Origin of the sequence: Streptomyces sp. YS415 (genome assembly GCF_023544665.1) — a bacterium.
GTDB lineage: Bacteria > Actinomycetota > Actinomycetes > Streptomycetales > Streptomycetaceae > Streptomyces.
Genome location: NZ_JAMJFL010000001.1, coordinates 546,040 through 570,788, shown reverse-complemented (window position 1 = coordinate 570,788; position 24,749 = coordinate 546,040). Strand labels below are relative to the sequence as shown.

The following is a 24,749-nucleotide window of genomic DNA, read 5'->3' as shown; positions in this document are numbered from 1 at the left end:
GGGTTCCGGCCGACCCGACGGCCGGCTGAGCCGATGCGGGCCGATCGCGTTTTCGCGTACGGCGCCGCCGCCGGCCTCCTCGGTGACCTGCTGCTCGGCGATCCCCGCCGCGGGCATCCGGTCGCCGTGTTCGGGCGGGCCGCGCACGCCGTGGAACGGCGGCTGTGGCGGGACGACCGCGGCCGGGGCGCGCTGCACACCGCCGTGTGCGCCGGTGGCGCCGTCGCCGTGGGTGCGCTCGCCTCCCGTGCGGTGCGCCGCTCCCCCGCCGCCTCCGTCGCGCTGACCGCCGTCGCCACCTGGTCGGTCGTCGGCGGGACGTCGCTCGCGCGGGAGGCCCGGACCGTCGGGCGAGCGCTGCGGGCGGGGGACGTCGAGGCGGCGCGGGCGCGGCTGCCGCATCTGTGCGGGCGGGACCCGCAGGCACTGGACGCCGACGGGATCGCGCGGGCGGTGGTGGAGTCCGTCGCCGAGAACACCTCCGACGCCGTCGTGGGAGCGCTGGTGTGGGGTGCCGTGGGCTCGGTGCCGGGGCTCCTCGGGTTCCGGGCCGTGAACACCCTCGACGCGATGGTCGGTCACAAGTCGCCCCGCTACCGGCGGTTCGGCTGGGCCTCCGCGCGCCTGGACGACGTCGCCGGGTGGCCGGGGGCGCGGCTGACCGCCGTACTCGCCGCCGCGGCCGGAGGCGATCCCCGGGGTGCGCTACGGGCCTGGCGCGCCGACGCGGCGCAGCATCCGAGCCCCAACGCGGGGCCCGTGGAGGCGTCGTTCGCGGGGGCGCTGGGGGTACGGCTCGGGGGGACCTTGTCGTACGGCGGGCGGATCGAGCACCGGCCGGTGCTGAACGGGGAAGGGCGTGCTGTGGAGGTGGGGGACATCGAGCGGGCCGTACGGCTGTCCCGTCGGGTGAGCTGGCTCGCGCTGGCGGTCAGCGCCGCCGCGCGCAGCGCCGTGGCGGGGAGGCGGTCATGAACGGCGGAGGTCTCCTCGTCGCCGGCACCACCTCCGACGCCGGCAAGAGTGTCGTCACCGCCGGGATCTGCCGCTGGCTGGTCCGGCAGGGGGTGAAGGTCGCGCCCTTCAAGGCGCAGAACATGTCGCTGAACTCCTTCGTCACCCGCGAGGGCGCCGAGATCGGGCGGGCGCAGGCCATGCAGGCGCAGGCCTGCCGTGTCGAACCGACCGCGCTGATGAACCCGGTGCTGCTCAAGCCGGGCGGCGAGCAGAGCAGCCAGGTCGTGCTCATGGGCAAGCCGGTGGGCGAGCTGAGCGCGCGCGGCTACCACGGCGGACGGCAGCAGCAGCTCCTCGGGACGGTGCTGGACTGCCTGGCCGAACTGCGGGGCACGTACGACGCGGTGATCTGCGAGGGGGCCGGTTCGCCGGCCGAGATCAATCTGCGGCGCACCGACATCGTGAACATGGGCGTCGCGCGCCGCGCCCGGCTGCCCGTGCTGGTGGTGGGCGACATCGACCGCGGGGGCGTCTTCGCCTCCTTCTTCGGGACGGTGGCCCTCCTCTCCCGGGAGGACCAGGACCTCGTCGCCGGGTTCCTGGTCAACAAGTTCCGCGGTGACGTCTCGCTGCTGGAACCCGGCCTCGACATGCTGCACGGCCTCACCGGGCGCCGGACCTACGGCGTCCTGCCCTTCCGGCACGGGCTCGGCATCGACGAGGAGGACGGGCTGCGGGTATCCCTGCGGGGCAGCGTGCGGGAGTCCGTGGTCGCCCCGCCCGTCGGCGCGGACGTGCTGCGGGTCGCCGTCTGCGCGGTCCCGCTGATGTCCAACTTCACGGACGTCGACGCGCTGGCCGCCGAACCGGGCGTCGTCGTGCGGTTCGTGGACCGGCCGGAGGAACTGGCCGACGCCGATCTCGTCGTGGTGCCGGGGACCCGGGGCACGGTGAAGGCGCTGGAGTGGCTGCGCGCCCGGGGGCTGGCCGACGCCCTGGTCCGCAGGGCGGCCGAGCAGCGGCCGGTGCTCGGCATCTGCGGCGGTTTCCAGGTGCTCGGCGAGCACATCGAGGACGACGTGGAGAGCCGCCGGGGCCGGGTCGAGGGGCTCGGCGTGCTGCCCGTGCGGGTGCGGTTCGCCCGCGAGAAGACCCTCACCCGGCCGGTGGGGGAAGCCCTCGGCGAGCGGGTCGAGGGGTACGAGATCCACCACGGGGTGGCCTCCGTGGCGGGCGGCGAGCCCTTCCTCGACGGCTGCCGGGTCGGCCAGACCTGGGGCACGCACTGGCACGGCTCGCTGGAGTCGGACGGTTTCCGCCGGGCGTTCCTGCGGGAGGTGGCGGCCGCCGCGGGCCGCCGCTTCGTGCCGGCCGCCGACACCTCCTTCGCCGCGCTGCGCGAGGAACAGCTGGACCTGCTGGGCGATCTGATCGAACAGCACGCGGACACCGACGCGCTCTGGCGGCTCATCGAGTCGGGCGCGCCGCAAGGACTGCCCTTCATTCCACCGGGAGCGCCCGCATGAGCACAGTGTTGTTGTTGTCGACCGCCGACACGGATCTGCTGGCGGCCAGGGCCGCCTCCGGTGCCTCCTTCCGGATCGGCAACCCGACCCGCGTGGACGTCGCCGAAGAACTGCCCGCGCTCCTCGCGGGCGCCGACATCGCCGTCGTACGGCTGCTCGGCGGCAAGCGCGCCTGGGAGGACGGGCTCGCCGCGCTGAAGGCGTCCGGCATCCCCACGGTGCTGCTGGGCGGGGAGAGCGTCCCGGACGCCGAGTTGATGGCTGACTCGTCGGTGCCCGCCGGTGTGGTCGCCGAGGCACTGCGGTACCTCGTCGAGGGCGGGCCCGCCAACCTCACCGAACTGGCCCGGTTCCTCTCCGACACCGTGCTGCTGACCGGCGAGGGGTTCCTGGAGCCGCAGCAGATGCCGGAGTACGGCGTCCACGGCTCCCGCGCGCAGGAGAGCGGCCGCCCGACCGTCGGCGTGCTCTTCTACCGGGCCCATGAGCTCAGCGGCAACACCGCGTTCGTCGACACGCTCTGCGACGCCATCGAGGACCGCGGCGCCAACGCCCTGCCCGTGTACTGCGGTTCGCTGCGCGGCGCGGACGCGGGCCTGTACGAGATCCTCGGGCGGGCCGACGCCCTCGTCGCCACGGTCCTCGCCGCCGGCGGCACGCACGCCTCGCAGGCGTCGGCGGGCGGCGACGAGGAGGCGTGGGACATCGGCGCCCTCGCCGACCTCGACATCCCGGTGCTGCAAGGGCTCTGCCTGACCTCCTCGCGCCGCGCCTGGGACGAGTCCGACGCCGCCCTCTCCCCCATGGACGCGGCCATGCAGGTCGCCATCCCGGAGTTCGACGGCCGGCTGATCACCGTGCCGTTCTCCTTCAAGGAGCAGGGCCCAGACGACGTCCCGGTGTACGTCGCCGACCCGGAGCGGGCCGCGCGCGTCGCCGGCATCGCCGTACGGCACGCCCGGTTGCGGCACAAGCCGAACGCCGAGAAGAAGCTGGCGCTCGTCTTCACCGCCTACCCGACCAAGCACTCCCGGGTCGGCAACGCGGTCGGACTCGACACGCCCGTCTCGGCGGTGCGGGTCCTGGACGCGCTCAAGGAAGCCGGGTACGGGGTCACCGCATACCCCTCCGGCGGCGACGAGCTGATCCACCGGCTGATCGAGGCCGGCGGTCACGACGTCGAGTGGCTGACCGAGGAGCAGCTGGCCTCCGCGCCCGCGCGGGTGCCGCTCGCGGACTACCGGGCGTGGTTCGACCGGCTCGACCCGGAGCTCAGGGACGCCATGCTGGAGGCGTGGGGCGAGCCGCCGGGCTCGCTGTACGTCGACGGGGACGAGATCGTGCTCGCGTCCCTCCAGTTCGGCAACGTCGTCGTGATGATCCAGCCGCCGCGGGGCTTCGGCGAGAACCCGATCGCGATCTACCACGACCCGGACATGCCGCCGTCCCACCACTACATGGCGGCCTACCGGTGGCTGGAGAACTCCTTCGGTGCCGACGCCGTCGTCCACATGGGCAAGCACGGCACGATGGAGTGGCTGCCGGGCAAGGGGCTCGGGCTGAGCGGAGGCTGCGCACCGGACGCCGTACTCGGTGAACTCCCCCTCATCTACCCCTTCATCGTCAATGACCCCGGCGAGGGCACCCAGGCCAAGCGGCGCGGCCACGCCACGGTCGTCGACCACCTCGTACCGCCGATGGCGCGCGCGGACACCTACGGTGACCTGGCGAAGCTGGAGCAGCTGCTCGACGAGTACGCGCTCGTCTCCGACCTGGACCCGACCAAGGCGCCGGCCGTGCGCGCGCAGATCTGGACGCTGGTGAAGGCGGCCGAGCTCCACCACGACCTGCATGTCGACGAGCAGCCGGACGACACGGAGTTCGACGAGTTCGTCATGCACATCGACGGCTACCTGTGCGAGATCAAGGACGTGCAGATCCGTGACGGCCTGCACATCCTCGGCAGCGGCCCGGTCGGTGAGCCGCGGGTGAACCTGGTGCTCGCCGTGTTGCGCGCCGCGCAGGTGTGGGGCGGACAGGCGAACGCGCTGCCCGGCCTCAGGGCGTCCTTCGCGGCCCACTTCGGGCTCAGCGAGAAGGAGTTGCTGGCCGAGCCGGGCGCGCCCCTGAAGGTGCCGGTGGAGCTGTCCGACCTGGTGGAGGGGCCCGCGCGTACGGCCGCCGACGCGATCGACCTGCTGGAGCAGCTGTGCCGCCGGGTGGCGGAGGGCATGGAGGAGCGGGACTGGCAGGCCGCCGCGGTTCCCGCCCTCGTCCGCGAGGTGCTCGGTACCGAACTGCCCGAGGCCGTCGCCGTGCTGGAGTTCGCCTGCGACGAGGTCGTGCCGCGGCTCGCCCGCACGACGGACGAGATCGGGCACATCCTGCGGGCCCTGGACGGCGGTTACGTCCCGGCGGGCCCGTCCGGGTCGCCGACCCGCGGTCTGGTGAACGTCCTGCCGACCGGCCGCAACTTCTACTCGGTCGACCCCAAGGCCATCCCCTCCCGGCTGAGCTGGGAGGTCGGCCAGTCCCTCGCCGACTCGCTGGTGGCCCGCTACCTCCAGGACACCGGGGAGTACCCGCAGTCCGTCGGGCTCACGGTGTGGGGCACGTCCGCGATGCGCACCCAGGGCGACGACATCGCGGAGATCCTGGCGCTGCTGGGCTGCCGCCCGGTGTGGGACGACGCCTCGCGCCGGGTGACCGGGTTCGAGGTGGTGCCGCCGGCGGAGCTGGGACGGCCGCGCATCGACGTCACCGTCCGGATCTCCGGGTTCTTCCGGGACGCGTTCCCGCATGTGGTCGCGCTGATCGACGACGCGGTGCGGGCGGTGGCCGAGCTGGACGAGCCCGCCGAGGTCAACTTCGTGCGCAAGCACGTGGAGGAGGACACCGCCGAGCACGGTGACCGCCGGCGCGCGACCGCCCGTGTCTTCGGCTCCAAGCCGGGCGCGTACGGCGCCGGTCTGCTGCCGCTGATCGACGCCCGCAACTGGCGCTCCGACGCCGACCTCGCCGAGGTGTACGCGGTGTGGGGCGGCTACGCCTACGGGCGCGGGCTCGACGGGCGCGCGGCGCGCGGGGACATGGAGACGGCGTTCAGGCGGATCGCGGTCGCGGCGAAGAACGTCGACACCCGTGAGCACGACCTCGTCGACGCGGACGACTACTTCCAGTACCACGGCGGCATGGTCGCCATGGTCCGCCATCTGACGGGCGCCTCCCCCGAGGCTTACGTCGGCGACTCCGCCACCCCCGACCAGGTCAAGACCCGCACGCTGGGCGAGGAGACGCACCGGGTCTTCCGGGCTCGCGTGGTCAACCCGCGCTGGATGGCGGCGATGCGCCGGCACGGGTACAAGGGCGCCTTCGAGATGGCGGCGACCGTGGACTACCTCTTCGGCTACGACGCCACCGCCGGGGTCGTGGACGACTGGATGTACGAGAAGCTCAGCGCCGAGTACGTCTTCGACCCCGAGAACCGGGACTTCATGAAGAAGTCCAACCCCTGGGCGCTGCGCGGGATCACCGAGCGGCTGCTGGAGGCCGCGGACCGCGGACTGTGGGCGGAGCCGGACGCGGAGACGCTGGAGCGGCTGCGGGCCACGTATCTGGAGCTGGAAGGCGACTTGGAGGGCGACCAGTGACCACCCCCTTCCCGTTCACGGCCGTTGTCGGCCAGGACGATCTGCGGCTCGCGCTGCTGCTGAACGCCGTGTCCCCGGCGGTCGGCGGTGTGCTCGTGCGCGGCGAGAAAGGCACCGCCAAGTCGACGGCCGTGCGGGCCCTTTCGGCGCTGCTGCCCCAAGTGGCCGTCGTGCCCGGATGCCGGTTCTCCTGCGACCCCGCGAAGCCGGACCCGGTCTGCCCGGACGGGCCGCACGAGGCCGGTCCCGGCGCCGCCCGGCCCGCCCGCATGGTCGAACTGCCCGTCGGGGCCTCCGAGGACCGGCTCGTCGGTGCCCTCGACATCGAGCGGGCGCTCGCGGAGGGCGTGAAGGCCTTCGAGCCGGGCCTGCTGGCCGACGCGCACCGCGGGATCCTCTACGTCGACGAGGTCAACCTCCTCCACGACCACCTGGTCGACCTGCTGCTCGACGCGGCGGCGATGGGCGCGTCCTACGTGGAGCGGGAGGGTGTCTCCGTACGGCACGCCTCGAAGTTCCTGCTCGTCGGGACGATGAACCCCGAGGAGGGCGAGCTGCGGCCGCAGCTCCTGGACCGGTTCGGGCTGACCGTCGAGGTCGCGGCCTCGCGGGAGCCCGACCAGCGGGTGGAGGTGGTCCGGCGGCGGCTCGCCCACGACGACGATCCGGCCGGCTTCGCGGCCCGCTGGGCGGACGAGGAGGCGGCGGTACGGCAACGGATCGTCGCCGCACGGGAGTTGTTGCCGTCGGTGCGGCTCGGGGACCGGGCGCTCCGGCAGATCGCGGCGACCTGCGCCGCCTTCGAGGTGGACGGGATGCGCGCCGACATCGTGATGGCGCGCACCGCCACCGCGCTGGCGGCGTGGGCCGGGCGCACGGAGGTGCTGGCCGAGGACGTCCGGCAGGCCGCGCTGCTCGCGCTGCCGCACCGCCGGCGGCGCAATCCCTTCGATGCGCCCGGCCTGGACGAGGACAAACTGGACCAGACGCTGGAGGAGTTCTCCGGGGAGTCCCCCGAGGACGATCCGGACCCCGACGGGCCGGGCGGCGGTCCCGGCGGGGGCGGCGGACAGCCGGACGACGGGCCCCCGCAGGGCGGTGACACCGGAGCGCGGCCCGAAGAGGGTGAGGGCGCCGGGTCCCCCTCGGGTGCCGGTGAGCAGTCCGCGGTACGGGCGGCCGAGCCGTTCCGTACCAAGGTGCTGAGCGTGCCCGGGATCGGTGAGGGCGCCGCCGGCCGGCGGTCGCGGGCGCGGACCGCGCACGGGCGGACGACCGGCGCACGGCGGCCCCAGGGCGCGCTGACGAAGCTGCATCTGGCGGCGACCGTGCAGGCGGCCGCTCCGCACCAGCGGGCCCGCGGGCGGTCGGGCCCGGGGCTGGTGGTCCGGCGGGACGATCTGCGGCAGGCGGTCCGGGAGGGGCGTGAGGGCAATCTCGTCCTCTTCGTGGTCGACGCGTCCGGGTCGATGGCGGCCCGGCAGCGGATGGCCGCCGTGAAGGGGGCCGTGCTGTCGCTGCTGCTGGACGCCTACCAGCGGCGGGACAAGGTGGGGCTGGTGACCTTCCGGGGGTCGGCCGCGGAGGTGGCGCTGCCGCCGACCTCGTCGGTGGACGCGGCCGCGGGCCGGCTGGAGTCGCTGCCCACGGGCGGGCGTACGCCGCTCGCCGCCGGGCTGCTGAAGGCGCACGAGGTGCTGCGGGTGGAGCGGCTGCGCGACCCCGCGCGGCGGGCGCTGGTCGTTGTGGTGACCGACGGGCGCGCCACCGGTGGGCCGGAGCCGGTCGCGCTGGCCGGACGGGCGGCCCGGCTGTTCGCCGCCGACGGGGTCGCGTCGGTCGTCGTCGACTGCGAGTCGGGGCCCGTACGGCTCGGTCTCGCCGGGCAGTTGGCCGGGGAGCTGGAGGGTACGGCCGTGACGCTGGACGAGTTGCGGGCCGACTCGATCGCCGGACTGGTGAAGGACGTACAGAGGAGGGCCGCGTAATGCCGCAGGGGCAGCCGAGTGTGATTCCCGATGACGGGCTGACGACGCGTCAGCGACGCAACCGGCCGTTGGTCGTGGTGCACACGGGCATCGGGAAGGGCAAGTCGACGGCCGCGTTCGGGCTCGCGCTGCGCGCCTGGAACCAGGGGTGGCCGATCGGGGTGTTCCAGTTCGTGAAGTCGGCCAAGTGGAAGGTCGGCGAGGAGAACGCGCTGCGGGTGCTCGGTGCCAGTGGTGAGGGCGGGTCCGTCGACTGGCACAAGATGGGCGAGGGCTGGTCGTGGGTGCAGCGCGATGCCCAGATGGACAACGAGGAGAAGGCCCGCGAGGGCTGGGAGCAGGTCAAGCGGGACCTGGCGGCCGAGACGTACAAGCTGTACGTGCTCGACGAGTTCGCGTACCCGATGCACTGGGGGTGGGTCGACACCGACGAGGTCGTCGACGTGCTGCGCGACCGGCCCGGGACCCAGCATGTGGTGATCACCGGGCGGAACGCCCCCGAGAAGCTCGTCAGCTTCGCCGATCTGGTGACCGACATGTCCAAGGTGAAGCACCCGATGGACGCCGGGCAGAAGGGGCAGAGGGGCATCGAGTGGTGATGTCCGCGGTCCCCCGTCTGGTCGTCGCCGCGCCGTCCTCCGGCAGCGGCAAGACCACCGTCGCCACCGGGCTGATGGCCGCGTTCGCCGCGCGGGGGCTTGCCGTGTCCGGGCACAAGGTGGGGCCCGACTACATCGATCCCGGGTACCACGCGCTCGCCACCGGGCGGACGGGGCGCAATCTCGACGCGTACCTGTGCGGGACGGAGCTGGTCGGGCCGTTGTTCCTGCACGGGGCGCGCGGGTGCGACCTCGCCGTGGTCGAGGGTGTGATGGGGCTCTACGACGGGGCCGCGGGCGAGGGCGAACTGGCGTCCACCGCCCAGGTGGCGAAGCTGCTGCGGGCGCCGGTGGTGCTGGTGGTGGACGCGTCCTCGCAGTCGCGGTCCGTCGCGGCGCTGGTGCACGGGTTCGTGTCGTGGGATCCGGAGGTGCGGGTCGGGGGCGTGATCCTGAACAAGGTCGCGTCGGATCGGCATGAGGGGTTGTTGCGGGAGGCGTTGGAGTCGGTCGGGGTGCCGGTGCTCGGGGTGCTTCGGCGGGTGGCTCAGGTGGATACGCCGTCTCGGCATCTGGGGTTGGTGCCGGTCGCCGAGCGGCGGGCTGCGGCGGTGGAGGCTGTCGCCGCGATGGGCGCGCAGGTCGCGGCGGGGTGTGATCTGGACGGGTTGCTGGCGCTGGCGCGGAGTGCGGGGGCTGTGCCGGGTGCTGCCTGGTCTCCGGGTGCGGCTGCGGCTGCGGCTGCCGGACGGGCTGAGGGTGCCGACGGGCGTCCCGTGGTGGCCGTGGCCGGCGAGCGTCCGGTGGTGGCCGTGGCCGGCGGGCCCGCCTTCACCTTCTCCTATGCCGAGCACGCCGAGTTGCTCGCCGCCGCCGGTGCCGACGTCGTCGCCTTCGATCCGGTGCGGGACGAGGAGCTGCCCGACGGCACCCGGGGTCTGGTCATCGGGGGCGGGTTCCCGGAGGTGTACGCCGCCGAGCTGTCCGCCAATGAGCCGCTGCGCAAGGCCGTGACCGAGCTCGCCCTGAGCGGCGCTCCCGTCGCCGCCGAATGCGCCGGGCTGCTCTACCTGTGCCGGGAGCTCGACGGGCTGCCGATGTGCGGGGTCCTCGACGCCGAGGCGCGGATGTCGGAGCGGCTCACCCTCGGGTACCGGGACGCGGTGGCGGTGAGCGACAGTTCGCTCGCCGGCGCCGGGACCCGGATGCGGGGGCACGAGTTCCACCGGACCGTCGTGGCGCCGGGGGCGGGGGCGGACCCGGCGTGGGGCGTGCGTGCCCCGGAGCGTCGTGTCGAAGGTTTTGTACAGCGCGGTGTGCACGCCAGTTATCTGCACACGCACTGGGCGTCCCGGCCCGGTGTCGCCCGTCGGTTCGTGGAGAGGTGCCGGACGTCATGAGCAGCAGCAGGTTGATCGGAGTCGGGGTGGGCCCCGGCGATCCCGAGCTGGTGACCGTCAAGGGCGTCAACGCTCTGCGGGCCGCCGATGTCGTCGTCGTGCCCGTCCTGGACACCGGTGAGCGGGGGCGCGCCGAGGCGACCGTGCTGCACTACGTGCCCGAGGACAAGGTCGTACGGGTCGTGTTCGCTCTCAATGAGCGCAGCGACCGCAAGCGGCGGGAGGACGCCTGGGACGCCGCCGGGGAGCGTGTGGCGCAGCTGTTGCGCGAGCACTCCGTCGTCGCCTTCGCCACCATCGGCGATCCGAACGTGTACTCCACCTTCACCTATCTCGCCCTGACCATCGGGGAGCTGCTGCCGGACACCGCGGTCGAGACCGTGCCCGGCATCACCGCCATGCAGGATCTCGCCGCCCGCTCCGGTGCCGTGCTCACCGAGGGCACCGAGCCGCTCACCCTCGTTCCGGTCACCGCCGGCGCCGCCGTGCTCAAGGACGCGCTGGCCGGGCCCGGCACCGTCGTCGCCTACAAGTTCGGGCGGCAGGCCGCCGAGGTGGCCGAGGCGCTGCGGGAGACCGGGCGGCTCGGCGACGCCGTGTGGGGTGCCGCGCTCGGGCTGCCCGAGGAGTCCATCCGGCCCGCCGCCGAACTCGACGGGGCGCCGCTGCCGTACCTCTCCACGCTCATCGCGCCCGCCCGGCGCGACGGCGGGCGGGGCGGGAAGCTGTGAGCGGTCCCGGGCCGCGGTCAGCCGGCCACCCCGACCACCAGCCAGATGAACACCACGCCCGCGATCGTGCACAGCAGCGTCGAGCCGGCCGGGTGCTCGTGGTGGGCCTCGGGCAGGATCTCCGCCGCCGCGAGGTAGAGCAGGGCGCCGCCGAACAACCCGAGATAGGCGCCGAGCAGGCCCTCGGGGATGTCCACGAAAAGCGTGGACGCGGCGCCCGCCACCGGTGCGACGGCGTCCGCGAACAGCATCGCGAGAGCTCGGCGGCGGGCGTTGCCGTACAGGCTGGTGATCGTGTACGTGTTGAAGCCGTCCGCGAAGTCGTGGGCGATGACGGCGACGGCGACCGCGGCGCCCATGCCGCCGCCGACCTGGAAGGCCGCGCCGATGGCCACGCCGTCCATGGCGCTGTGGCCGACCATCGCCGCGGCCGCCGTGAGGCCCACCTCGGGGGCGCGCCCGTCCTTCTCCTCGGCGCCGTGCGCGGCCTGACGGGCGGCCAGCAGCCGTTCCACCAGGTGGGCGAGGAGGAAGCCGGCCACGAAGAGGAGCAGGGCGGCCGGTACGCCGTGGACCTCCTGGCCGGCCGCGTCCAGTGCCTCCGGGAGCAGGTCGAGGCCGACCACGCCCAGCATCAGGCCCCCGGCCAGGCCCAGCACGAGGTGGCGGCGGTCCGTGACGCGCTGCGCCGTCCAGCCGCCGGCCAGCGTCATGAGGAACGCGCCGAGCGCTACGAAGACCGCCATAGGGCCTTGCTATCCGATCGGCAGGCGTCCGTGCGGGTGCGACGCCCGCGTGGCCACTGACTTTTCGCGTCACCCCATGAACCGCCCCACCCCGTGCATCCGTGAACCGCTCCACCCCGCAAACCCGAGAGGACCGATCCCCATGGCCGATGCCCCCGCCGGCAAGGTGACCTTCGTCGGTGCCGGCCCCGGCGCCGCCGATCTGCTGACGTTCCGAGCCGCGCGTGCCATCGCCGAGGCCGATGTGGTGATCTGGGCCGCCAGCCTGGTCCAGGCGGAGGTCCTCCAGCACGCGCGCGAGGGCGCGGAGATCCTGGACTCGGCGGCCATGTCCCTGGAGGACGTCGTCGCCGTGTACGAGCGGGCGCGGGACGAGCGACTGACGGTCGCCCGGATCCACTCCGGTGACCCCGCCCTGTGGGGCGGCACCCAGGAGCAGCTCGACCGGTGTGCCCAGATCGGGATCGCAACCGAGGTGATTCCCGGTGTCTCCGCCTTCTCCGCGGTCGCCGCGCTCGCCCAGCGCGAGCTGACCATTCCGGAGGTGGCGCAGTCCGTCGTCCTGACCCGGCTCGGGGGCGGCAAGACGCCGATGCCGCCCGGCGAGGAGGTGCGGGAGTTCGCCAAGCACGGGACCACCATGGCGATCTTCCTGTCCGCGGCCCGCAGCGGGCAGCTGGTGCGGGAGCTGCTGGAGGGCGGCTATCCGACCGAGACCCCGGTCGTGGTCGCCTACCAGGCCACCTGGCCGGAGGAGCTGATCGTGCGGTGCACGGTGGGCACGCTGGAGGAGACCGTGAAGGAGCACAAGCTCTGGAAGCACACGCTCTTCCTGGTCGGCCCGGCGCTCGCCGCGCACGGCACCCGCTCGCACCTCTACCACCCCGGTCACTTCCACGGCTTCCGCAAGGCGGACCCGGAGGCGCGTCGGGCGCTGCGCGAGCGGGGGGCGAGTACGTGATCACGGTCGTCGGTACGGGGACGGGGGCGCCGGTTCCCGCCGAGGTGCTGGCCGGGGCGCGGCTCGTCGTCGGCGGGCGGCGGCACCTGGATGCCGCCGCCGTCCCGGCCGATGCCGAGCGGGTCGTCCTCGGTCCGCTGGCACCGGCGATGGACGTCATCGAGCGGCATCTGGAGAAGTCGGACCGGGTGGTCGTGCTGGCCTCCGGCGACCCGGGGTTCTTCGGGATCGTGCGGGTGCTGGCCGAGCGGTTCGGGGCCGGCGCGCTGGAGGTGCGGCCCGGTGTCTCCTCCGTGGCCGCGGCGTTCGCGCGGGCCGGGGTGCCGTGGGACGACGCCGTCGTGGTCAGCGCGCACGGGCGGGAGCTGCGTACGGCCGTCAACGTGTGCCGGGCGCGGCCGAAGGTGGCCGTGCTGACGGGCCCCGGGTCCGGCCCCGCCGAACTGGGCGCCGCCCTCCGGTGCGAGGCGCGGGTCCTGCTCGTCGCCTCCGCGCTGGGCACCGCCGGGGAGCGCGTCGAACGGGTCACACCGGCCGAGGCCGCGGCCCGCGACTGGGGTACGGCGGTGAGTGTCGTGCTGTGCCTGGACGAGACGCGGCTGCTGGGACCGGTGCGCACGGTCGCCGGGCCGCCCGTCGGGCCCGCCGGATGGGCGCTGGACGAGGCGGAGTTCGCCCACCGGGACTCGATGATCACCAAGTTCGAGGTGCGGGCGCTGGCCCTGGCCAGGCTCGGGCCGCGGCTCGGCGATCTGGTCTGGGACGTCGGCGCGGGCTCGGGTTCGGTGGCCGTGGAGTGCGCGCGGTTCGGTGCCGCCGTCGTCGCGGTGGAGAAGACCCGGGACGGCATCGAGCGGATCCGCGCCAACGCGGCCGCGCACGGGGTCGACGTACGGGCCGTGCACGGGGCCGCGCCCACGGTGCTGTCCGATCTGGACGATCCGGACGCCGTGTTCATCGGGGGCGGGGGGCAGGAGCTGCCCGCCATCGTGACCGCCTGTGCGCGGCGGGCCCGGCGGGCCGTGGTCGTCGCCGTGGCGGCGCTGGACCGGGTGCCGGCCGTGCGGGCGGCGCTGACCGGCGCCGGGTTCGGCTGCGACGGGGTGCTGTTGCAGTCCTCGCGGCTCGCGCCACTGCCCGGGGACGTGTCCCGGCTGGCGGCGACCAATCCGGTATTTCTGCTCTGGGGTGTGCGAACGCCCCTTTCTCGTGAAGGAGTTGCTCAGTGATCGGCCTGATTTCCGCCACCGCGGCGGGGGCGGTTGCGCGGGACCGGCTGGCCGCGGCGTGGCCGGACCGTACGCGCGTGTACGAGGGTCCCGTGCCGGACGCCGTACGGGCCGCGTTCGCGGAGTGCGAGCAGCTCGTGTGCTTCCTGGCCACGGGGGCGGTGGTGCGGCTGGTCGCGCCCCTGCTCGGCGACAAGCGGACCGACCCGGGCGTGGTCTGCGTCGACGAGGGCGGGCGGTTCGCCGTGTCGCTGGTCGGCGGCCACGGGGGCGGCGCCAATGACCTCGCCAAGGAGGTCGCCGAGGTGCTGGGGGCGGCGCCCGTGGTGACGACGGCGACCGATGCCGTCGGCCTGCCCGGTCTCGACACGCTCGGCTTCCCCGTCGAGGGCGATGTCGCCGCGGTCTCGCGGGCCCTGCTGGACGGCGAACCGGTCGCGCTGCGGGCGGAGGTGGCGTGGCCGCTGCCCGCGCTGAAGGTCTCCGACGAGGGCGCGTACACGGTCCGGGTGACCGACCGTGCCGTCGACCCCGCCGAGCGCGAGGTCGTCCTGCGTCCGCCGTCCCTCGTCGTCGGCGTCGGCGCCTCGAAGGGGGCACCGGCCGAGGAGATCCTCGCGCTGATCCACGGCTCGCTCCAGGGCCTGTCGGTCCGTTCCGTGGCCCGGCTGACCACGGTGGACGCCAAGGCCGGGGAGCCCGGCATCGTCGAGGCGGCCGAGCGGCTCGGCGTCCCGCTGGTCACCTACCCGGCGGCGGAACTGGCGGCCGTCGACGTCCCCAACCCCTCGGCCGCTCCGCTGGCCGCCGTGGGCACCCCGTCCGTCGCCGAGGCCTCGGCCCTCCGGGAGGGTGGTGAACTCCTCCTCCCCAAGCGGAAGTCGGCGATGGCGACCTGCGCGGTCGTACGGCGTCCCGCGCGCGGCCGGCTCGCGGTCGTCGGGCTCGGACCCGGCGCCCGGGACCTGCTCACCCCGCGTGCGAAGGCCGAACTGCGGCGCGCTGCGGTGCTCGTCGGGCTCGACCAGTACGTCGACCAGATCCGCGATCTGCTCCGCCCCGGCACCCGGGTGCTGGAGTCGGGGCTCGGCGCCGAGGAGGAGCGGGCCCGGACGGCGGTGGCCGAGGCCCGGCAGGGGCATGCCGTGGCACTGATCGGCAGCGGGGACGCCGGGGTGTACGCCATGGCCTCGCCGGCGCTGGCGGAGGCGAGCGACGACATCGAGGTGGTCGGCGTGCCCGGGGTCACCGCCGCGCTGGCGGCCGGGGCGATCCTCGGGGCGCCGCTCGGCCACGATCACGTCTCGATCAGCCTGTCCGACCTGCACACACCGTGGGAGATCATCGAGCGGCGGGTGCGGGCGGCGGCCGAGGCGGACCTCGTGGTCACCTTCTACAACCCCCGCTCGCGCGGCCGTGACTGGCAGCTGCCGAAGGCGCTGGCGATCCTCGCCGGGCACCGGGAGCCCACGACGCCCGTCGGTGTCGTACGCAACGCCTCCCGGCCCGACGAGGCGTCCCGGGTGACCACGCTCGGGGAACTGGACCCGGCGACGGTCGACATGATGACGGTCGTGACCGTGGGCAACACGGCGACGCGGACCATCGCGGGGCGCATGGTGACGCCGCGCGGCTACCGCTGGCAGGCCGCGCAGGAGGACCCGAAGTGATTCGAGTCGTCCATCCGATCGAGGAGGAGTCCTACCGGCGGCTGCGCGCCCGGCTGGACACCTCGCACTTCCCGCCGCTGACCCGGGCGGTGGTGGAGCGGGTCATCCACTCCGCGGCCGACCTGGAGTACGCGACCGACCTGGTCATGGACGAGGGCGACCTCGCGAAGGCCCATGCCGCGCTGCACGCGGGTGCGCCCGTGGTCGTGGACGTGGAGATGGTCGGGGCCGGGATCACCCGGCGCGAGACCGTCTGCCGGCTCAGGGACGGGGTGGCCGGGCCGGGTCTGACCCGTTCGGCCCACGGCATCCGGCTGGCGTACGAACAGGTCGGCCCGGGCGCCCTCTGGGTGATCGGCAACGCGCCGACCGCCCTGGAGGAGCTGCTGACCCTGGACGCCTCCCCCGCACTCGTCATCGGCCTGCCCGTCGGTTTCGTCGGCGCGGTCGAGTCCAAGGCCGCGTTGCGCGAGAGCGGGCTGCCCGCGGTCAGCAACGTGTCCGAGAAGGGCGGTTCGGCCGTCGCCTCCGCGGCGCTGAACGCCCTGCTGTACCACCCCACTTCACCCGAGGAGAACCCGTGACCACCCCTCCGCCCGCGCTGCTCATCGCCGGCCACGGCACCCGGGACGACGCCGGGGCCGAGGCGTTCCGCGACTTCGTACGGGAGCTGGGCCACCGCCACCCCGAACTGCCCGTCGCGGGCGGTTTCATCGAGCTGTCCCCGCCGCCGCTGGGCGACGCCGTCACCGAGCTGGTGGAGCGGGGCGTGCGCCGGTTCGCCGCGGTGCCGCTGATGCTGGTGTCCGCCGGGCACGCCAAGGGCGACATCCCGGCGGCGCTGGCCCGCGAGAAGGAGCGCCACCCCGGCATCTCCTACACCTACGGCCGCCCGTTGGGCCCGCACCCCTCGCTGCTGAACGTGCTGGAGCGGCGGATCGACGAGGCGCTCGGCGGGCGCGACCCGGGGGCCCGCGAGGACGTCACGGTGCTGCTGGTGGGGCGCGGGTCGACGGACCCGGACGCCAACGCCGAGGTGCTCAAGGCGGCCCGGCTGCTGTGGGAGGGGCGCGGGTACGTGGGCGTGGAGACGGCGTTCGTGTCGCTGGCGGCGCCGGACGTGCCGAGCGGCCTGGACCGGTGCGCGAGGCTCGGCGCGCGGCGGATCGTGGTGCTGCCGTACTTCCTGTTCACCGGGATCCTGCCGGACCGGGTGAAGCAGCAGACAGAGGGGTGGGCGGCCGCGCGCCCGGAGGTCGAGGTGCGCTCGGCCGAGGTGATCGGCCCGGAGCCGGAGCTGCTGGACCTGGTCATGGAGCGGTACGCGGAGGCCGTCAAGGGTGATCTGCGGATGAACTGCGACTCCTGCGTGTACCGGATCGCGCTGCCCGGGTTCGAGGAGAAGGTGGGCCTGCCGCAGCAGCCGCACTTCCACCCGGACGACGACGGCCACCATCACCACCACGGCCACCACCACGGGGCCCACTCGCATGCGCACTGAGGGCAGCACCGAGGGCAGCCACGATCTGCGGCACCACGGGGACGCCGAGGTCCGGGACGACGGCTCGGCGCTGGTCGACCTGGCGGTGAACGTCCGCGCCGACACCCCGCCGCCCTGGCTGCGGGAGCGGATCGCCGACTCGCTCGCCTCGCTGGCGGCCTACCCGGACGGCCGGCCCGCGCGGGCGGCGGTGGCGGCACGGCACGGGCTCCCCGTGGAGCGGGTGCTGCTGACGGCGGGCGCCGCCGAGGCGTTCGTGCTGCTGGCGCGCGCCCTGAAGGTCCGCCGGCCGGTGGTGGTGCACCCGCAGTTCACCGAGCCGGAGGCGGCGCTGCGGGATGCCGGGCACACGGTGGACCGGGTGCTGCTGCGGGCGGAGGACGGCTTCCGGCTCGACCCGGCGGCCGTCCCCGGGGACGCCGACCTCGTGGTCGTCGGCAACCCGACGAACCCGACCTCGGTGCTGCACCCGGCCGCGTCCCTCGCCGAACTGGCCCGGCCGGGGCGGACGCTGGTGGTGGACGAGGCGTTCATGGACGCGGTCCCGGGCGAGCGGGAGGCGCTCGCCGGACGCACGGACGTGCCCGGCCTGGTCGTCCTGCGCAGCCTGACCAAGACGTGGGGCCTGGCCGGGCTGCGCATCGGCTACGTCCTCGCCGGCCCGGAGACGATCGCGGAGCTGGAGCGGGCGCAGCCGCTGTGGCCGGTGTCCACCCCGGCGCTGGCCGCCGCGCAGGCGTGCGTGGAGCCGCGGGCCCTGGCCGAGGCGGCCCACGCGGCCCACCGCATCGCCGCCGACCGCGCCCATCTCGTCGCGGGCCTGCGCGAGTTCGCCTCCGCGGGCCTACGGGTGGCGGAACCGGCGGAGGGCCCCTTCGTCCTCGTACGGCTGCCGGAGGCGGCGGCGGTACGAGGACGACTGCGCGACCTGGGCTTCGCGGTGCGCCGCGGGGACACCTTCCCGGGTCTGGACGAGGAGTGGCTGCGCCTGGCGGTGCGGGACCGGGCGACGGTGAACTCCTTCCTCCAGGCGCTGGATCAGGCGCTGGCGCCCACGCGGGGGTGAGGTGCGGCTCAGCCCTTGCCGCGACGGGACAGGGCCACCGCTCCCCCGCCCGCGGTGAGCAGGACGAGCGCGCCGCCCGCGAGGTACGGAGTCATCGAGTTGCCGCCGGTCTCGGCGAGACCCGCCTCCTCCACCGGGGCGCCCTGCGGCTCGATCCCGGGTTCCTCGCTGCGGACCGCGGGGGCTTCGCAGGTGGCCTTCGCCAGGGTGACCGTGCCGGTCACCTCGGCCACGTTCAGCTTCAACGGGTTGACGGACACGGTGAGTTCGAGGGCGGTGGCGGCGGCCGTACGGGAGGTGGTCTCCGTCCTCGACAGGTCCAGGCGGACCTCGCCGACGCCGGGCACCTGGACGTCGGTGGTGCCGCCGGTGGTCACGGTGACCTTCTTGCCGAGGACGGTCACCGCGCCGAGCAGGTTGGAGGTCGCCGTCGGGGTCTTCCCCGCCTCGCAGGTCGCCCGGGAGGTGACGCCCTCCAGCTCGATCAGGGAGAGCAGGGGCAGCCCCGGGACGTGGAGCTTGGCGTGCGCCAGGTTGGTGCGGCCCTCGGCCTTCGCGTCGGTGACCGTCGCCTTCGCCGAGGCGACGTCGGCGCGCAGCACGCTGAACGGCTGTCCGCCGTTGACGCCGTCGAGCCGGGCGGTGAGCGCGGTCCGCTCGTCGCTTTGCGGTGCCTGGACCTCGTTGAGGGAGACCGCGAGCGGGAGGTTCACGGTCTTGTTGAGCAGGGACACGTCGAGCCCGGTGCGCAGCACGACGGCGCTCGCCCGGCCCTGGTCGCCGGTCGCGTGCGCGGAGCCCGCGCCGGCGAGTGCCGCTGGTCCGGCGGCGAGGGCCGTGGCCGCCGCGACGGTCGCGAGACGGCGTGCGGGCATGCGGAAGGTGTTGCTGTTCACGGTGGTGGGACCCCCAGAGAGACATGCTTGGGACCCCGTAAGGATTACGCGCGCACGGATGGCCGTCAGCGAGCTGACGAGGGTTCACTCCAACGTGACCGTTCCGTGCATGTCTTCGAATCCCTGGGCACGCACGTTCTCCACCGTCACCCGGTCATCCCACGACCCTGCCGTTCAGCACGATCCGCCGCGGCGCCGCCAGCACCCGCACATCGGCCCTCGGGTCCGTCTCGTACACCACCAGGTCCGCCGGCGCTCCTTCGTCGAGGCCGGGGCGCCCGAGCCAGCGCCGTGCGCCCCACGTGGTCGCCGAGAGCGCCTGGAGGGGCGGGATGCCGGCGGTGACCAGTTCCTCGACCTCGGCGGCGACCAGGCCGTGCGGCAGGGTGCCGCCGGCGTCGGTGCCGACGAAGACCGGGATGCCGGCGTCGTAGGCGCCGCGGACGGTGTCGTAGCGGCGTTCGTGGAGCCGGCGCATATGGGCCGACCAGCGGGGGAACCTGGCCTCGCCGCCGTCGGCGAGCTTGGGGAAGGTCGCGATGTTGACCAGGGTCGGCACGATGGCGACGCCGCGCTCGGCGAAGAGCGGGATCAGGTCCTCGGTGAGCCCGGTGGCGTGCTCGATGCAGTCGATGCCCGCCTCGACGAGGTCCCGCAGGGAGTTCTCGGCGAAGCAGTGCGCGGTGACGCGGGCGCCGAGGCGGTGGGCCTCGGCGATGGCCGCCTCGGCCGCCTCGCGCGGCCAGCTGGGGGCGAGGTCGCCGAGGTCCCGGTCGATCCAGTCGCCGACCAGCTTCACCCAGCCGTCGCCCCGGCGGGCCTCCCGGGCCACGTGGGCGACCAGGTCGGGGGGCTCGATCTCGTGGGCGTAGCCGCGGATGTAGCGGCGGGTGCGGGCGATGTGCCGGCCCGCCCGGATGATCTTCGGGAGGTCCTCGCGGTCGTCGGTCCAGCGGGTGTCGGAGGGGGAGCCCGCGTCCCGGATCAGCAGGGTGCCGGTCCCGCGGTCGGTGAGCGCCTGCTGCTCGGCGGTGTCCCGGTCCACGGGGCCGTGCGCGCCGAGCCCGACATGGCAGTGCGCGTCGACGAGGCCGGGCAGGGCCCAGCCGTCGACGGTACGGACGTCCTGCGCGGCCGTGGGGCGGTCGTAGGAGATACGGCCGTCGATGACCCACAGCTCGTCCCGGACGTCGTCGGGCCCAACCAGGACCCGGCCTCGCACGTGCAGCACCGCGTGATCGCTCATGCACCGCACATTAGTCAGCCGCTACTCGGGCGTGCCCACCTGGTCCGAGGTCTCCTCCTCCACCTCGGCCATCGCCGGGTCGAGCAGGCGGGACAGGAAGTGGCGGGTGCGCTCGTGACGCGGGCTGCCGATGACCTGGGCCGGGGTGCCGTCCTCGACGATCACTCCGCCGTCCATGAAGACGACCCGGTCGGCGACCTCGCGGGCGAAGGTCATCTCGTGGGTGACGACCATCATCGTCATGCCCTCGTCGGCGAGCATCCGCATGACCGCGAGGACGTCGCCGACCAGCTCCGGGTCGAGCGCCGAGGTCGGCTCGTCGAAGAGCATCACCTCGGGGCCCATGGCCAGCGAGCGGGCGATGGCCACCCGCTGCTGCTGGCCGCCGGAGAGGGAGGACGGGTAGGCGTCCGCCTTCTCGGCGAGGCCGACCCGCGCCAGGTTCTCGGCGGCGACCTTGGCGGCCTCCGCCTTGCCGCGCCGGAGCACCCGGCGCTGCGGCAGCGTGAGGTTCTCGGTCACCGTCAGATGCGGGAAGAGGTTGAACTGCTGGAAGACCATGCCGATGCGGCGGCGGACGGCGTCGATGTCGACGTCCGGGTCGGTGAGTTCCGTGCCGCCGACGAAGACCTGGCCCCGGGTCGGCTCCTCCAGCAGGTTCACGCACCGCAGCAGCGTCGACTTGCCGGAGCCGGACGGGCCGATGACGCAGACGACCTCGCCCTGCCGGATCTCCAGGTCGATGCCGCGCAGCACCTCGTTGTCGCCGAAGGACTTGTGCAGGCCCTTGACGTGGATCTCGGGACGACTCACTTCACGGCCTCCTGGGCCTTGGCCTCCATGCGGCGCACGACGAAGCCGAGCGGGATCGTGACCAGCAGGTAGCACAGGCCCGCGACGAGGATCGGCGTGGAGTTGGCGGTGGTGCTCGCCAGGTCGCGGCCGTACTTGGACAGCTCCCGCTCCTCCAGGGTGACCCCGAGGAACAGCACCAGCGAGGAGTCCTTGAAGAGCAGGACCAGTTCGTTGGTCAGTGGCGGGAGGATGATCCGGAACGCCTGCGGGAGGATGATCGAGACCATCGCGCGGGCGGGCGAGAAGCCCAGCGAGCGCGCCGCCTCCAGCTGCCCCTTGGGCACCGCCTGGATGCCCGCGCGGATCGTCTCGGCCATGTAGGCGGCCGCGACCAGGCCGAGCGCGAGCGCGACCTTGCCGTAGGTGCCGCCGGGAATCTCCGTGCCCGGGAAGGCGAGCGGTACGGCCACCCCGATGAAGATGAAGATCAGCAGGGCGGGCAGGCCCCGGAAGATCTCGATGTAGACCCCGGCGAACCAGCGGTACGGGCCCACGGACGACAGCCGCATCAGCGCGATCACCATGCCGAGGACCAGTCCGAAGACGAAGCCGGACAGGGTGTACAGCACGGTGTTCTTCAGCGCCAGCGTGATGATCTCGGGGAACATCTGCTCGGCGATGTCCGCCTGCGCGAACTGGTTCTGCAGGCGGTCCCAGTCGGCCGCGAGCGCGAAGGCGATCACGGCCGCGGCGAAGACGAGGTACTGGATGCCCTGGGACAGCCTGCGCTTCTGCCGCCGGGTCAGTCCTTTTTTCTTCGGCTGGAGCGGTACGTCCGATTCGGCCATGGGGTCAGGACGCCGACGCGGACGGCGACGCGGCGGCCTCGTCGTACGGGCCGATCCACTTCTCGTAGATCTCCTTGTACGTGCCGTCGGCCTTGGCGTCGGCGAGCGCCTTGTTGATGGCGGCGAGGAGCTTGGCGTTGCCCTTCTTCACCGTGAAGCCGTACTGCTCGCCGGTGTTGATCTGCTCGGCGACCTCGAAGGCGTCGGCGTTGGCCTTGTCCTTCAGCCAGCCCTGCACGACCGGGTAGTCGATGACGACGGCGTCGACCTGGCCGGTGCGCAGGCCGTTGAGGACGGCGTCGGAGGACTCGAAGGAGACCGGGTCGAGGCCCTTGCTCTTGGCGTAGTCCTCACCGGTGGTCTGCGCCTGGGCGCCGACCTTCTTGCCCTTGAGGTCCGCGAAGGACGCGATGCCGCTGTCCTTGTCGGCGAGGACGGCCTGGGTGGCGTCGAAGTACGGGTCCGAGAAGTCGACGTTCTTCTTGCGCTCCTCGGTGATGGTCATACCGGCGGCGGCCAGGTCGCACTGGCCGGCGTTGAGGGAGCCACCCGTCTTGAAGTTCTCGAAGGGCTGGTCGACGATGTCCTGCTGCACGCCCAGGTCCTCGGCGACGAGGTCGATGAGCGAGACGTCGAAGCCCTGCACCTTGCCGTCGATCTCCGACTGGAAGGGCGGGTAGGGCAGGTGGGTGCAGGTGGTCAGCTGCCCCGCCTTGACGAGCTCGACGCCGCCGGCGGCGGTCTTGCTGCCGCTGCCGCCGTCGTCGTCCGAGGAGCAGCCGGCCACGAGCACCAGCCCGGCCGTAGCGGTGGTGGCGGCCAGAATGCGGGTCCGGCGCCCGAAGGTCGTCTTCACGGGGGGAGCCTCCTGTACGGGAACTGTGCGTTCCGATTATAAGGAGAAGTTTGAGTCTCTCAAAACAAACCCATGGCTCCCGGGGCGTTCGGCCTAAGAAGTCGGGAGGCGGGGCCCCCGGAAGCCGGGAGCAGAGGCCCCGGAAGTCGGGGGCAGGGGGCCCTCGGGGCGGGGACTACGCTCGACTCCGTCGACCCTCATGACGAGAAGAGAGCACCGCCGTGACCCACCCCTTCCTGGACCTCGCCCCGCTGAGCGCAGTGCAGTTCGCCTCGATCGAGGACCGGGTGGCACGGCTGCTGGACACCCGGCAGGACGTCGTGATCATGCAGGGCGAGGCGCTGCTGCCGCTGGAGGGCGCGATCCGCGGCACCGCGGGCCCCGGCACGACCGCCCTTAACGTCATCACCGGCCCCTACGGGCAGACATTCGGCGACTGGCTGCGGGACTGCGGCGCCACGGTGATCGATCTCGCGGTGCCCTTCCACACGGCGGTCACGGCCGCGCAGATCTCCGAGGCCTTCGCCGAGCACCCGGAGATCGACTTCGTCTCCCTGGTCCACGCGGAGGCGGCGACGGGCAACACCAACCCGGTGGCCGGGATCGGGGAGGTCGTCCGCGCGCACGGCGCCCTGTTCTACCTGGACGCCGTGGCGTCGATCGGCGCGGAGCCGGTGCTGCCGGACGCGTGGGGCGTCGACCTGTGCGTGATCGGGGCGCAGAAGGCGATGGGCGGCCCGGCGGGGGTGTCGGCGGTGTCGGTGAGCGAGCGGGCGTGGACCCGCATGGAGGCGAATCCGCGGGCGCCGCGTCGCTCCTACCTCTCGCTGCTGGACTGGAAGCAGCGCTGGATCGACGGCGGCCGTCGCACCCTGCTGCACGCTCCGGCCCAGCTGGAGATGCTGGCGCTGGAGGCGTGCGTGCAGCGCATCGAGGCGGAGGGCCTGGAGACGGTGATGGCCCGGCACGCGGCGGCCGCGGCGGCGACACGGGCGGGGGCGCTCGCCCTGGGCGGCGGGCTGGAGCCGTACGTCCACGAGGCCCGGGAGGCGGCCCCGGTCGCGACGACCCTGCGGACCCCGCCCGGCGTGGACGCCTCGGCGGTGGTGGCCAGGGCCCTGAGCCTGGACCCCGCACTGCCGCTGGCGGCGGGCGGCGGCGCACTGGCCAAGGAGATGATCCGGGTGAACCACTACGGCGCGGACGCGACCCCGGAAACGGTACGGCGGTGCCTGGCGGCGCTGGGGGCCGCAATGACGCACGAGGACATCCACCGAGTTACCGAATGCTGAATTCAAGGTAATTATGAATTCTTTTTCAGGGGTAGCTTACCGTTCTCTTCTGCCCTGTTTTTTTTGAGCTAAACGCAAAGATTTCGTGCAGGTTAAACGGTTGTGACGCGTTACACATAGCGTCCGTTTTGCGGTTTATGCATGGGGCAAATCGGGTGTTTACCTCCTCGCGCGGATAACATATCGAGCCATGCCACGGAACCCCGTACGGCCATGCATTTTTCAATTGCCATCGGTAAGTTCAATTCGCATGACTGCCGCACAAGCAGACCTGCAAATCGACCGGCCGACGGTGGCCGACGGCGCCGCACTGTGGCGGATCGCCCGGGACTCCAAAGCCCTCGACCTGAACTCGTCCTACAGCTATCTGCTGTGGTGCCGCGACTTCGCCGGCACCTCGGCGGTCGCCCGCGACGAGCACGGGCAGCCGGTCGGCTTCGTCACCGGCTACGTGCGGCCAGACCGTCCGCACACCCTGCTCGTCTGGCAGGTGGCGGTGGACGACGCGTACCGCGGACGCGGTCTCGCCGCCGCCCTGCTCGACGGTCTGGCCGCCCGGGTCGGCGGCGAGTACGGCGTCACCCGCGTCGAGACCACCATCACCCCCGGCAACACCGCCTCCGAGCGGCTGTTCGCCTCGTTCGCGGAACGGCACGGCGCCGCCATGGAGCGCGAGGTGCTGTTCGAGACGGGCCTGTTCCCCGACGGGCCGCACGACCCGGAAGTCCTGTACCGCATCGGTCCCCTCTCCCGCTGACCTCTCCCCCCGACCTCCCCCACGCATCGAGGAGC

At 73.4% G+C, this 24,749-nt stretch carries 21 protein-coding genes; 15 read left to right on the top strand and 6 right to left on the bottom strand.

The genetic code is table 11. From position 1 onward, the window contains the following. The first annotated feature begins 33 nt into the window (after nucleotides 1–33). The 7 genes from M8H82_RS02605 to cobI are packed head-to-tail and all read left to right on the top strand — an operon-like array spanning nucleotide 34 to nucleotide 10,851. Entirely contained in the window at nucleotides 34–975 is a 942-nt protein-coding gene (locus tag M8H82_RS02605) for a cobalamin biosynthesis protein (RefSeq protein ID WP_250070645.1), read from the top strand. After that, entirely contained in the window at nucleotides 972–2,483 is a 1,512-nt protein-coding gene (locus M8H82_RS02600) for a cobyric acid synthase (RefSeq protein WP_250070643.1), read from the top strand. The genes M8H82_RS02605 and M8H82_RS02600 overlap by 4 nt, the downstream gene beginning before the upstream one ends. After that, complete coding sequence (gene cobN, locus M8H82_RS02595) at nucleotides 2,480–6,133, top strand: cobaltochelatase subunit CobN (RefSeq protein WP_250070642.1); 3,654 nt, start codon at nucleotides 2,480–2,482, stop codon at nucleotides 6,131–6,133. Before M8H82_RS02600 ends, cobN begins: the two co-directional genes overlap by 4 nt. Then, nucleotides 6,130–8,121: a putative cobaltochelatase gene (locus tag M8H82_RS02590; protein ID WP_250070641.1), complete on the top strand. Its 1,992-nt coding sequence runs from the start codon at nucleotides 6,130–6,132 to the stop codon at nucleotides 8,119–8,121. The genes cobN and M8H82_RS02590 overlap by 4 nt, the downstream gene beginning before the upstream one ends. Beyond that, nucleotides 8,121–8,720, top strand: a complete 600-nt coding sequence (cobO, locus tag M8H82_RS02585) for a cob(I)yrinic acid a,c-diamide adenosyltransferase (protein WP_250070639.1) — start codon at nucleotides 8,121–8,123, stop codon at nucleotides 8,718–8,720. The genes M8H82_RS02590 and cobO overlap by 1 nt, the downstream gene beginning before the upstream one ends. Then, nucleotides 8,720–10,120, top strand: coding sequence for a cobyrinate a,c-diamide synthase (locus M8H82_RS02580; protein ID WP_250070638.1), 1,401 nt, complete (start codon nucleotides 8,720–8,722; stop codon nucleotides 10,118–10,120). Before cobO ends, M8H82_RS02580 begins: the two co-directional genes overlap by 1 nt. Then, a complete protein-coding gene (gene cobI / locus M8H82_RS02575; RefSeq protein ID WP_250070637.1) occupies nucleotides 10,105–10,851 on the top strand; it encodes a precorrin-2 C(20)-methyltransferase in 747 nt (248 codons plus the stop codon). Before M8H82_RS02580 ends, cobI begins: the two co-directional genes overlap by 16 nt. A gap of 17 nt (nucleotides 10,852–10,868) precedes the next feature. Here cobI and M8H82_RS02570 read toward each other — a convergent pair whose 3' ends face one another. Beyond that, the gene (locus tag M8H82_RS02570; RefSeq protein WP_250070636.1) at nucleotides 10,869–11,597 is read right to left on the bottom strand and encodes a ZIP family metal transporter; all 729 of its coding nucleotides are present in this window, start codon (nucleotides 11,595–11,597) and stop codon (nucleotides 10,869–10,871) included. A 142-nt stretch (nucleotides 11,598–11,739) separates the two neighbouring features. Here M8H82_RS02570 and cobM point away from each other — a divergent pair, with 142 nt between their 5' ends. The 6 genes from cobM to cobC are packed head-to-tail and all read left to right on the top strand — an operon-like array spanning nucleotide 11,740 to nucleotide 18,024. Continuing rightward, entirely contained in the window at nucleotides 11,740–12,558 is an 819-nt protein-coding gene (gene cobM / locus M8H82_RS02565; RefSeq protein ID WP_250070635.1) for a precorrin-4 C(11)-methyltransferase, read from the top strand. Further along, nucleotides 12,555–13,787, top strand: coding sequence for a precorrin-6y C5,15-methyltransferase (decarboxylating) subunit CbiE (cbiE, locus tag M8H82_RS02560; protein WP_250070634.1), 1,233 nt, complete (start codon nucleotides 12,555–12,557; stop codon nucleotides 13,785–13,787). Before cobM ends, cbiE begins: the two co-directional genes overlap by 4 nt. Beyond that, a complete protein-coding gene (cobJ, locus tag M8H82_RS02555; RefSeq protein WP_250070633.1) occupies nucleotides 13,784–15,457 on the top strand; it encodes a precorrin-3B C(17)-methyltransferase in 1,674 nt (557 codons plus the stop codon). Before cbiE ends, cobJ begins: the two co-directional genes overlap by 4 nt. Further along, nucleotides 15,454–16,041: a precorrin-8X methylmutase gene (locus M8H82_RS02550; protein ID WP_250070632.1), complete on the top strand. Its 588-nt coding sequence runs from the start codon at nucleotides 15,454–15,456 to the stop codon at nucleotides 16,039–16,041. Before cobJ ends, M8H82_RS02550 begins: the two co-directional genes overlap by 4 nt. Further along, nucleotides 16,038–16,958: a sirohydrochlorin chelatase gene (locus M8H82_RS02545; RefSeq protein ID WP_250070630.1), complete on the top strand. Its 921-nt coding sequence runs from the start codon at nucleotides 16,038–16,040 to the stop codon at nucleotides 16,956–16,958. The genes M8H82_RS02550 and M8H82_RS02545 overlap by 4 nt, the downstream gene beginning before the upstream one ends. Beyond that, nucleotides 16,948–18,024, top strand: coding sequence for an Rv2231c family pyridoxal phosphate-dependent protein CobC (gene cobC / locus M8H82_RS02540; protein WP_250070629.1), 1,077 nt, complete (start codon nucleotides 16,948–16,950; stop codon nucleotides 18,022–18,024). Before M8H82_RS02545 ends, cobC begins: the two co-directional genes overlap by 11 nt. An 8-nt stretch (nucleotides 18,025–18,032) precedes the next feature. Here the strand turns inward: cobC and M8H82_RS02535 are convergent, their stop codons facing one another. The 5 genes from M8H82_RS02535 to M8H82_RS02515 form a co-directional block, all read right to left on the bottom strand. Next, nucleotides 18,033–18,920 carry an SCO1860 family LAETG-anchored protein gene (locus tag M8H82_RS02535; RefSeq protein ID WP_250070628.1) on the bottom strand — a complete coding sequence of 296 codons (888 nt, stop codon included), beginning with the start codon at nucleotides 18,918–18,920 and terminating at the stop codon, nucleotides 18,033–18,035. Between the two features lie 154 nt (nucleotides 18,921–19,074). Further along, a complete protein-coding gene (locus tag M8H82_RS02530) occupies nucleotides 19,075–20,166 on the bottom strand; it encodes an amidohydrolase family protein (protein WP_250070627.1) in 1,092 nt (363 codons plus the stop codon). A 21-nt stretch (nucleotides 20,167–20,187) separates the two neighbouring features. Beyond that, on the bottom strand, nucleotides 20,188–20,979 hold the full coding sequence (locus M8H82_RS02525) for an amino acid ABC transporter ATP-binding protein (protein ID WP_250070626.1): 792 nt from the start codon (nucleotides 20,977–20,979) through the stop codon (nucleotides 20,188–20,190). Further along, nucleotides 20,976–21,809, bottom strand: coding sequence for an amino acid ABC transporter permease (locus tag M8H82_RS02520; RefSeq protein ID WP_250070624.1), 834 nt, complete (start codon nucleotides 21,807–21,809; stop codon nucleotides 20,976–20,978). The genes M8H82_RS02525 and M8H82_RS02520 overlap by 4 nt, the downstream gene beginning before the upstream one ends. A 4-nt stretch (nucleotides 21,810–21,813) precedes the next feature. After that, complete coding sequence (locus M8H82_RS02515) at nucleotides 21,814–22,665, bottom strand: basic amino acid ABC transporter substrate-binding protein (protein ID WP_250070623.1); 852 nt, start codon at nucleotides 22,663–22,665, stop codon at nucleotides 21,814–21,816. A 221-nt stretch (nucleotides 22,666–22,886) separates the two neighbouring features. Here M8H82_RS02515 and M8H82_RS02510 point away from each other — a divergent pair, with 221 nt between their 5' ends. Both M8H82_RS02510 and ectA read left to right on the top strand, forming a co-directional pair. Beyond that, the gene (locus M8H82_RS02510; RefSeq protein ID WP_250070622.1) at nucleotides 22,887–23,957 is read left to right on the top strand and encodes an aminotransferase class V-fold PLP-dependent enzyme; all 1,071 of its coding nucleotides are present in this window, start codon (nucleotides 22,887–22,889) and stop codon (nucleotides 23,955–23,957) included. Nucleotides 23,958–24,207: 250 nt separating this feature from the next. Next, nucleotides 24,208–24,714: a diaminobutyrate acetyltransferase gene (ectA, locus tag M8H82_RS02505; RefSeq protein ID WP_250070621.1), complete on the top strand. Its 507-nt coding sequence runs from the start codon at nucleotides 24,208–24,210 to the stop codon at nucleotides 24,712–24,714. The last annotated feature ends 35 nt before the right edge of the window (nucleotides 24,715–24,749 follow it).

What these genes read in the sequence shown, in the direction of transcription:
- M8H82_RS02520 (WP_250070624.1), bottom strand. Translation starts at nt 21,809, where the DNA reads ATGGCCGAATCGGACGTACCGCTCCAGCCGAAGAAAAAAGGACTGACC.
- M8H82_RS02580 (WP_250070638.1), top strand. Translation starts at nt 8,720, where the DNA reads ATGTCCGCGGTCCCCCGTCTGGTCGTCGCCGCGCCGTCCTCCGGCAGC.
- M8H82_RS02530 (WP_250070627.1), bottom strand. Translation starts at nt 20,166, where the DNA reads ATGAGCGATCACGCGGTGCTGCACGTGCGAGGCCGGGTCCTGGTTGGG.
- ectA (WP_250070621.1), top strand. Translation starts at nt 24,208, where the DNA reads ATGACTGCCGCACAAGCAGACCTGCAAATCGACCGGCCGACGGTGGCC.
- cobM (WP_250070635.1), top strand. Translation starts at nt 11,740, where the DNA reads ATGGCCGATGCCCCCGCCGGCAAGGTGACCTTCGTCGGTGCCGGCCCC.
- M8H82_RS02605 (WP_250070645.1), top strand. Translation starts at nt 34, where the DNA reads ATGCGGGCCGATCGCGTTTTCGCGTACGGCGCCGCCGCCGGCCTCCTC.
- M8H82_RS02570 (WP_250070636.1), bottom strand. Translation starts at nt 11,597, where the DNA reads ATGGCGGTCTTCGTAGCGCTCGGCGCGTTCCTCATGACGCTGGCCGGC.
- cobN (WP_250070642.1), top strand. Translation starts at nt 2,480, where the DNA reads ATGAGCACAGTGTTGTTGTTGTCGACCGCCGACACGGATCTGCTGGCG.
- M8H82_RS02600 (WP_250070643.1), top strand. Translation starts at nt 972, where the DNA reads ATGAACGGCGGAGGTCTCCTCGTCGCCGGCACCACCTCCGACGCCGGC.
- cobC (WP_250070629.1), top strand. Translation starts at nt 16,948, where the DNA reads ATGCGCACTGAGGGCAGCACCGAGGGCAGCCACGATCTGCGGCACCAC.
- cobO (WP_250070639.1), top strand. Translation starts at nt 8,121, where the DNA reads ATGCCGCAGGGGCAGCCGAGTGTGATTCCCGATGACGGGCTGACGACG.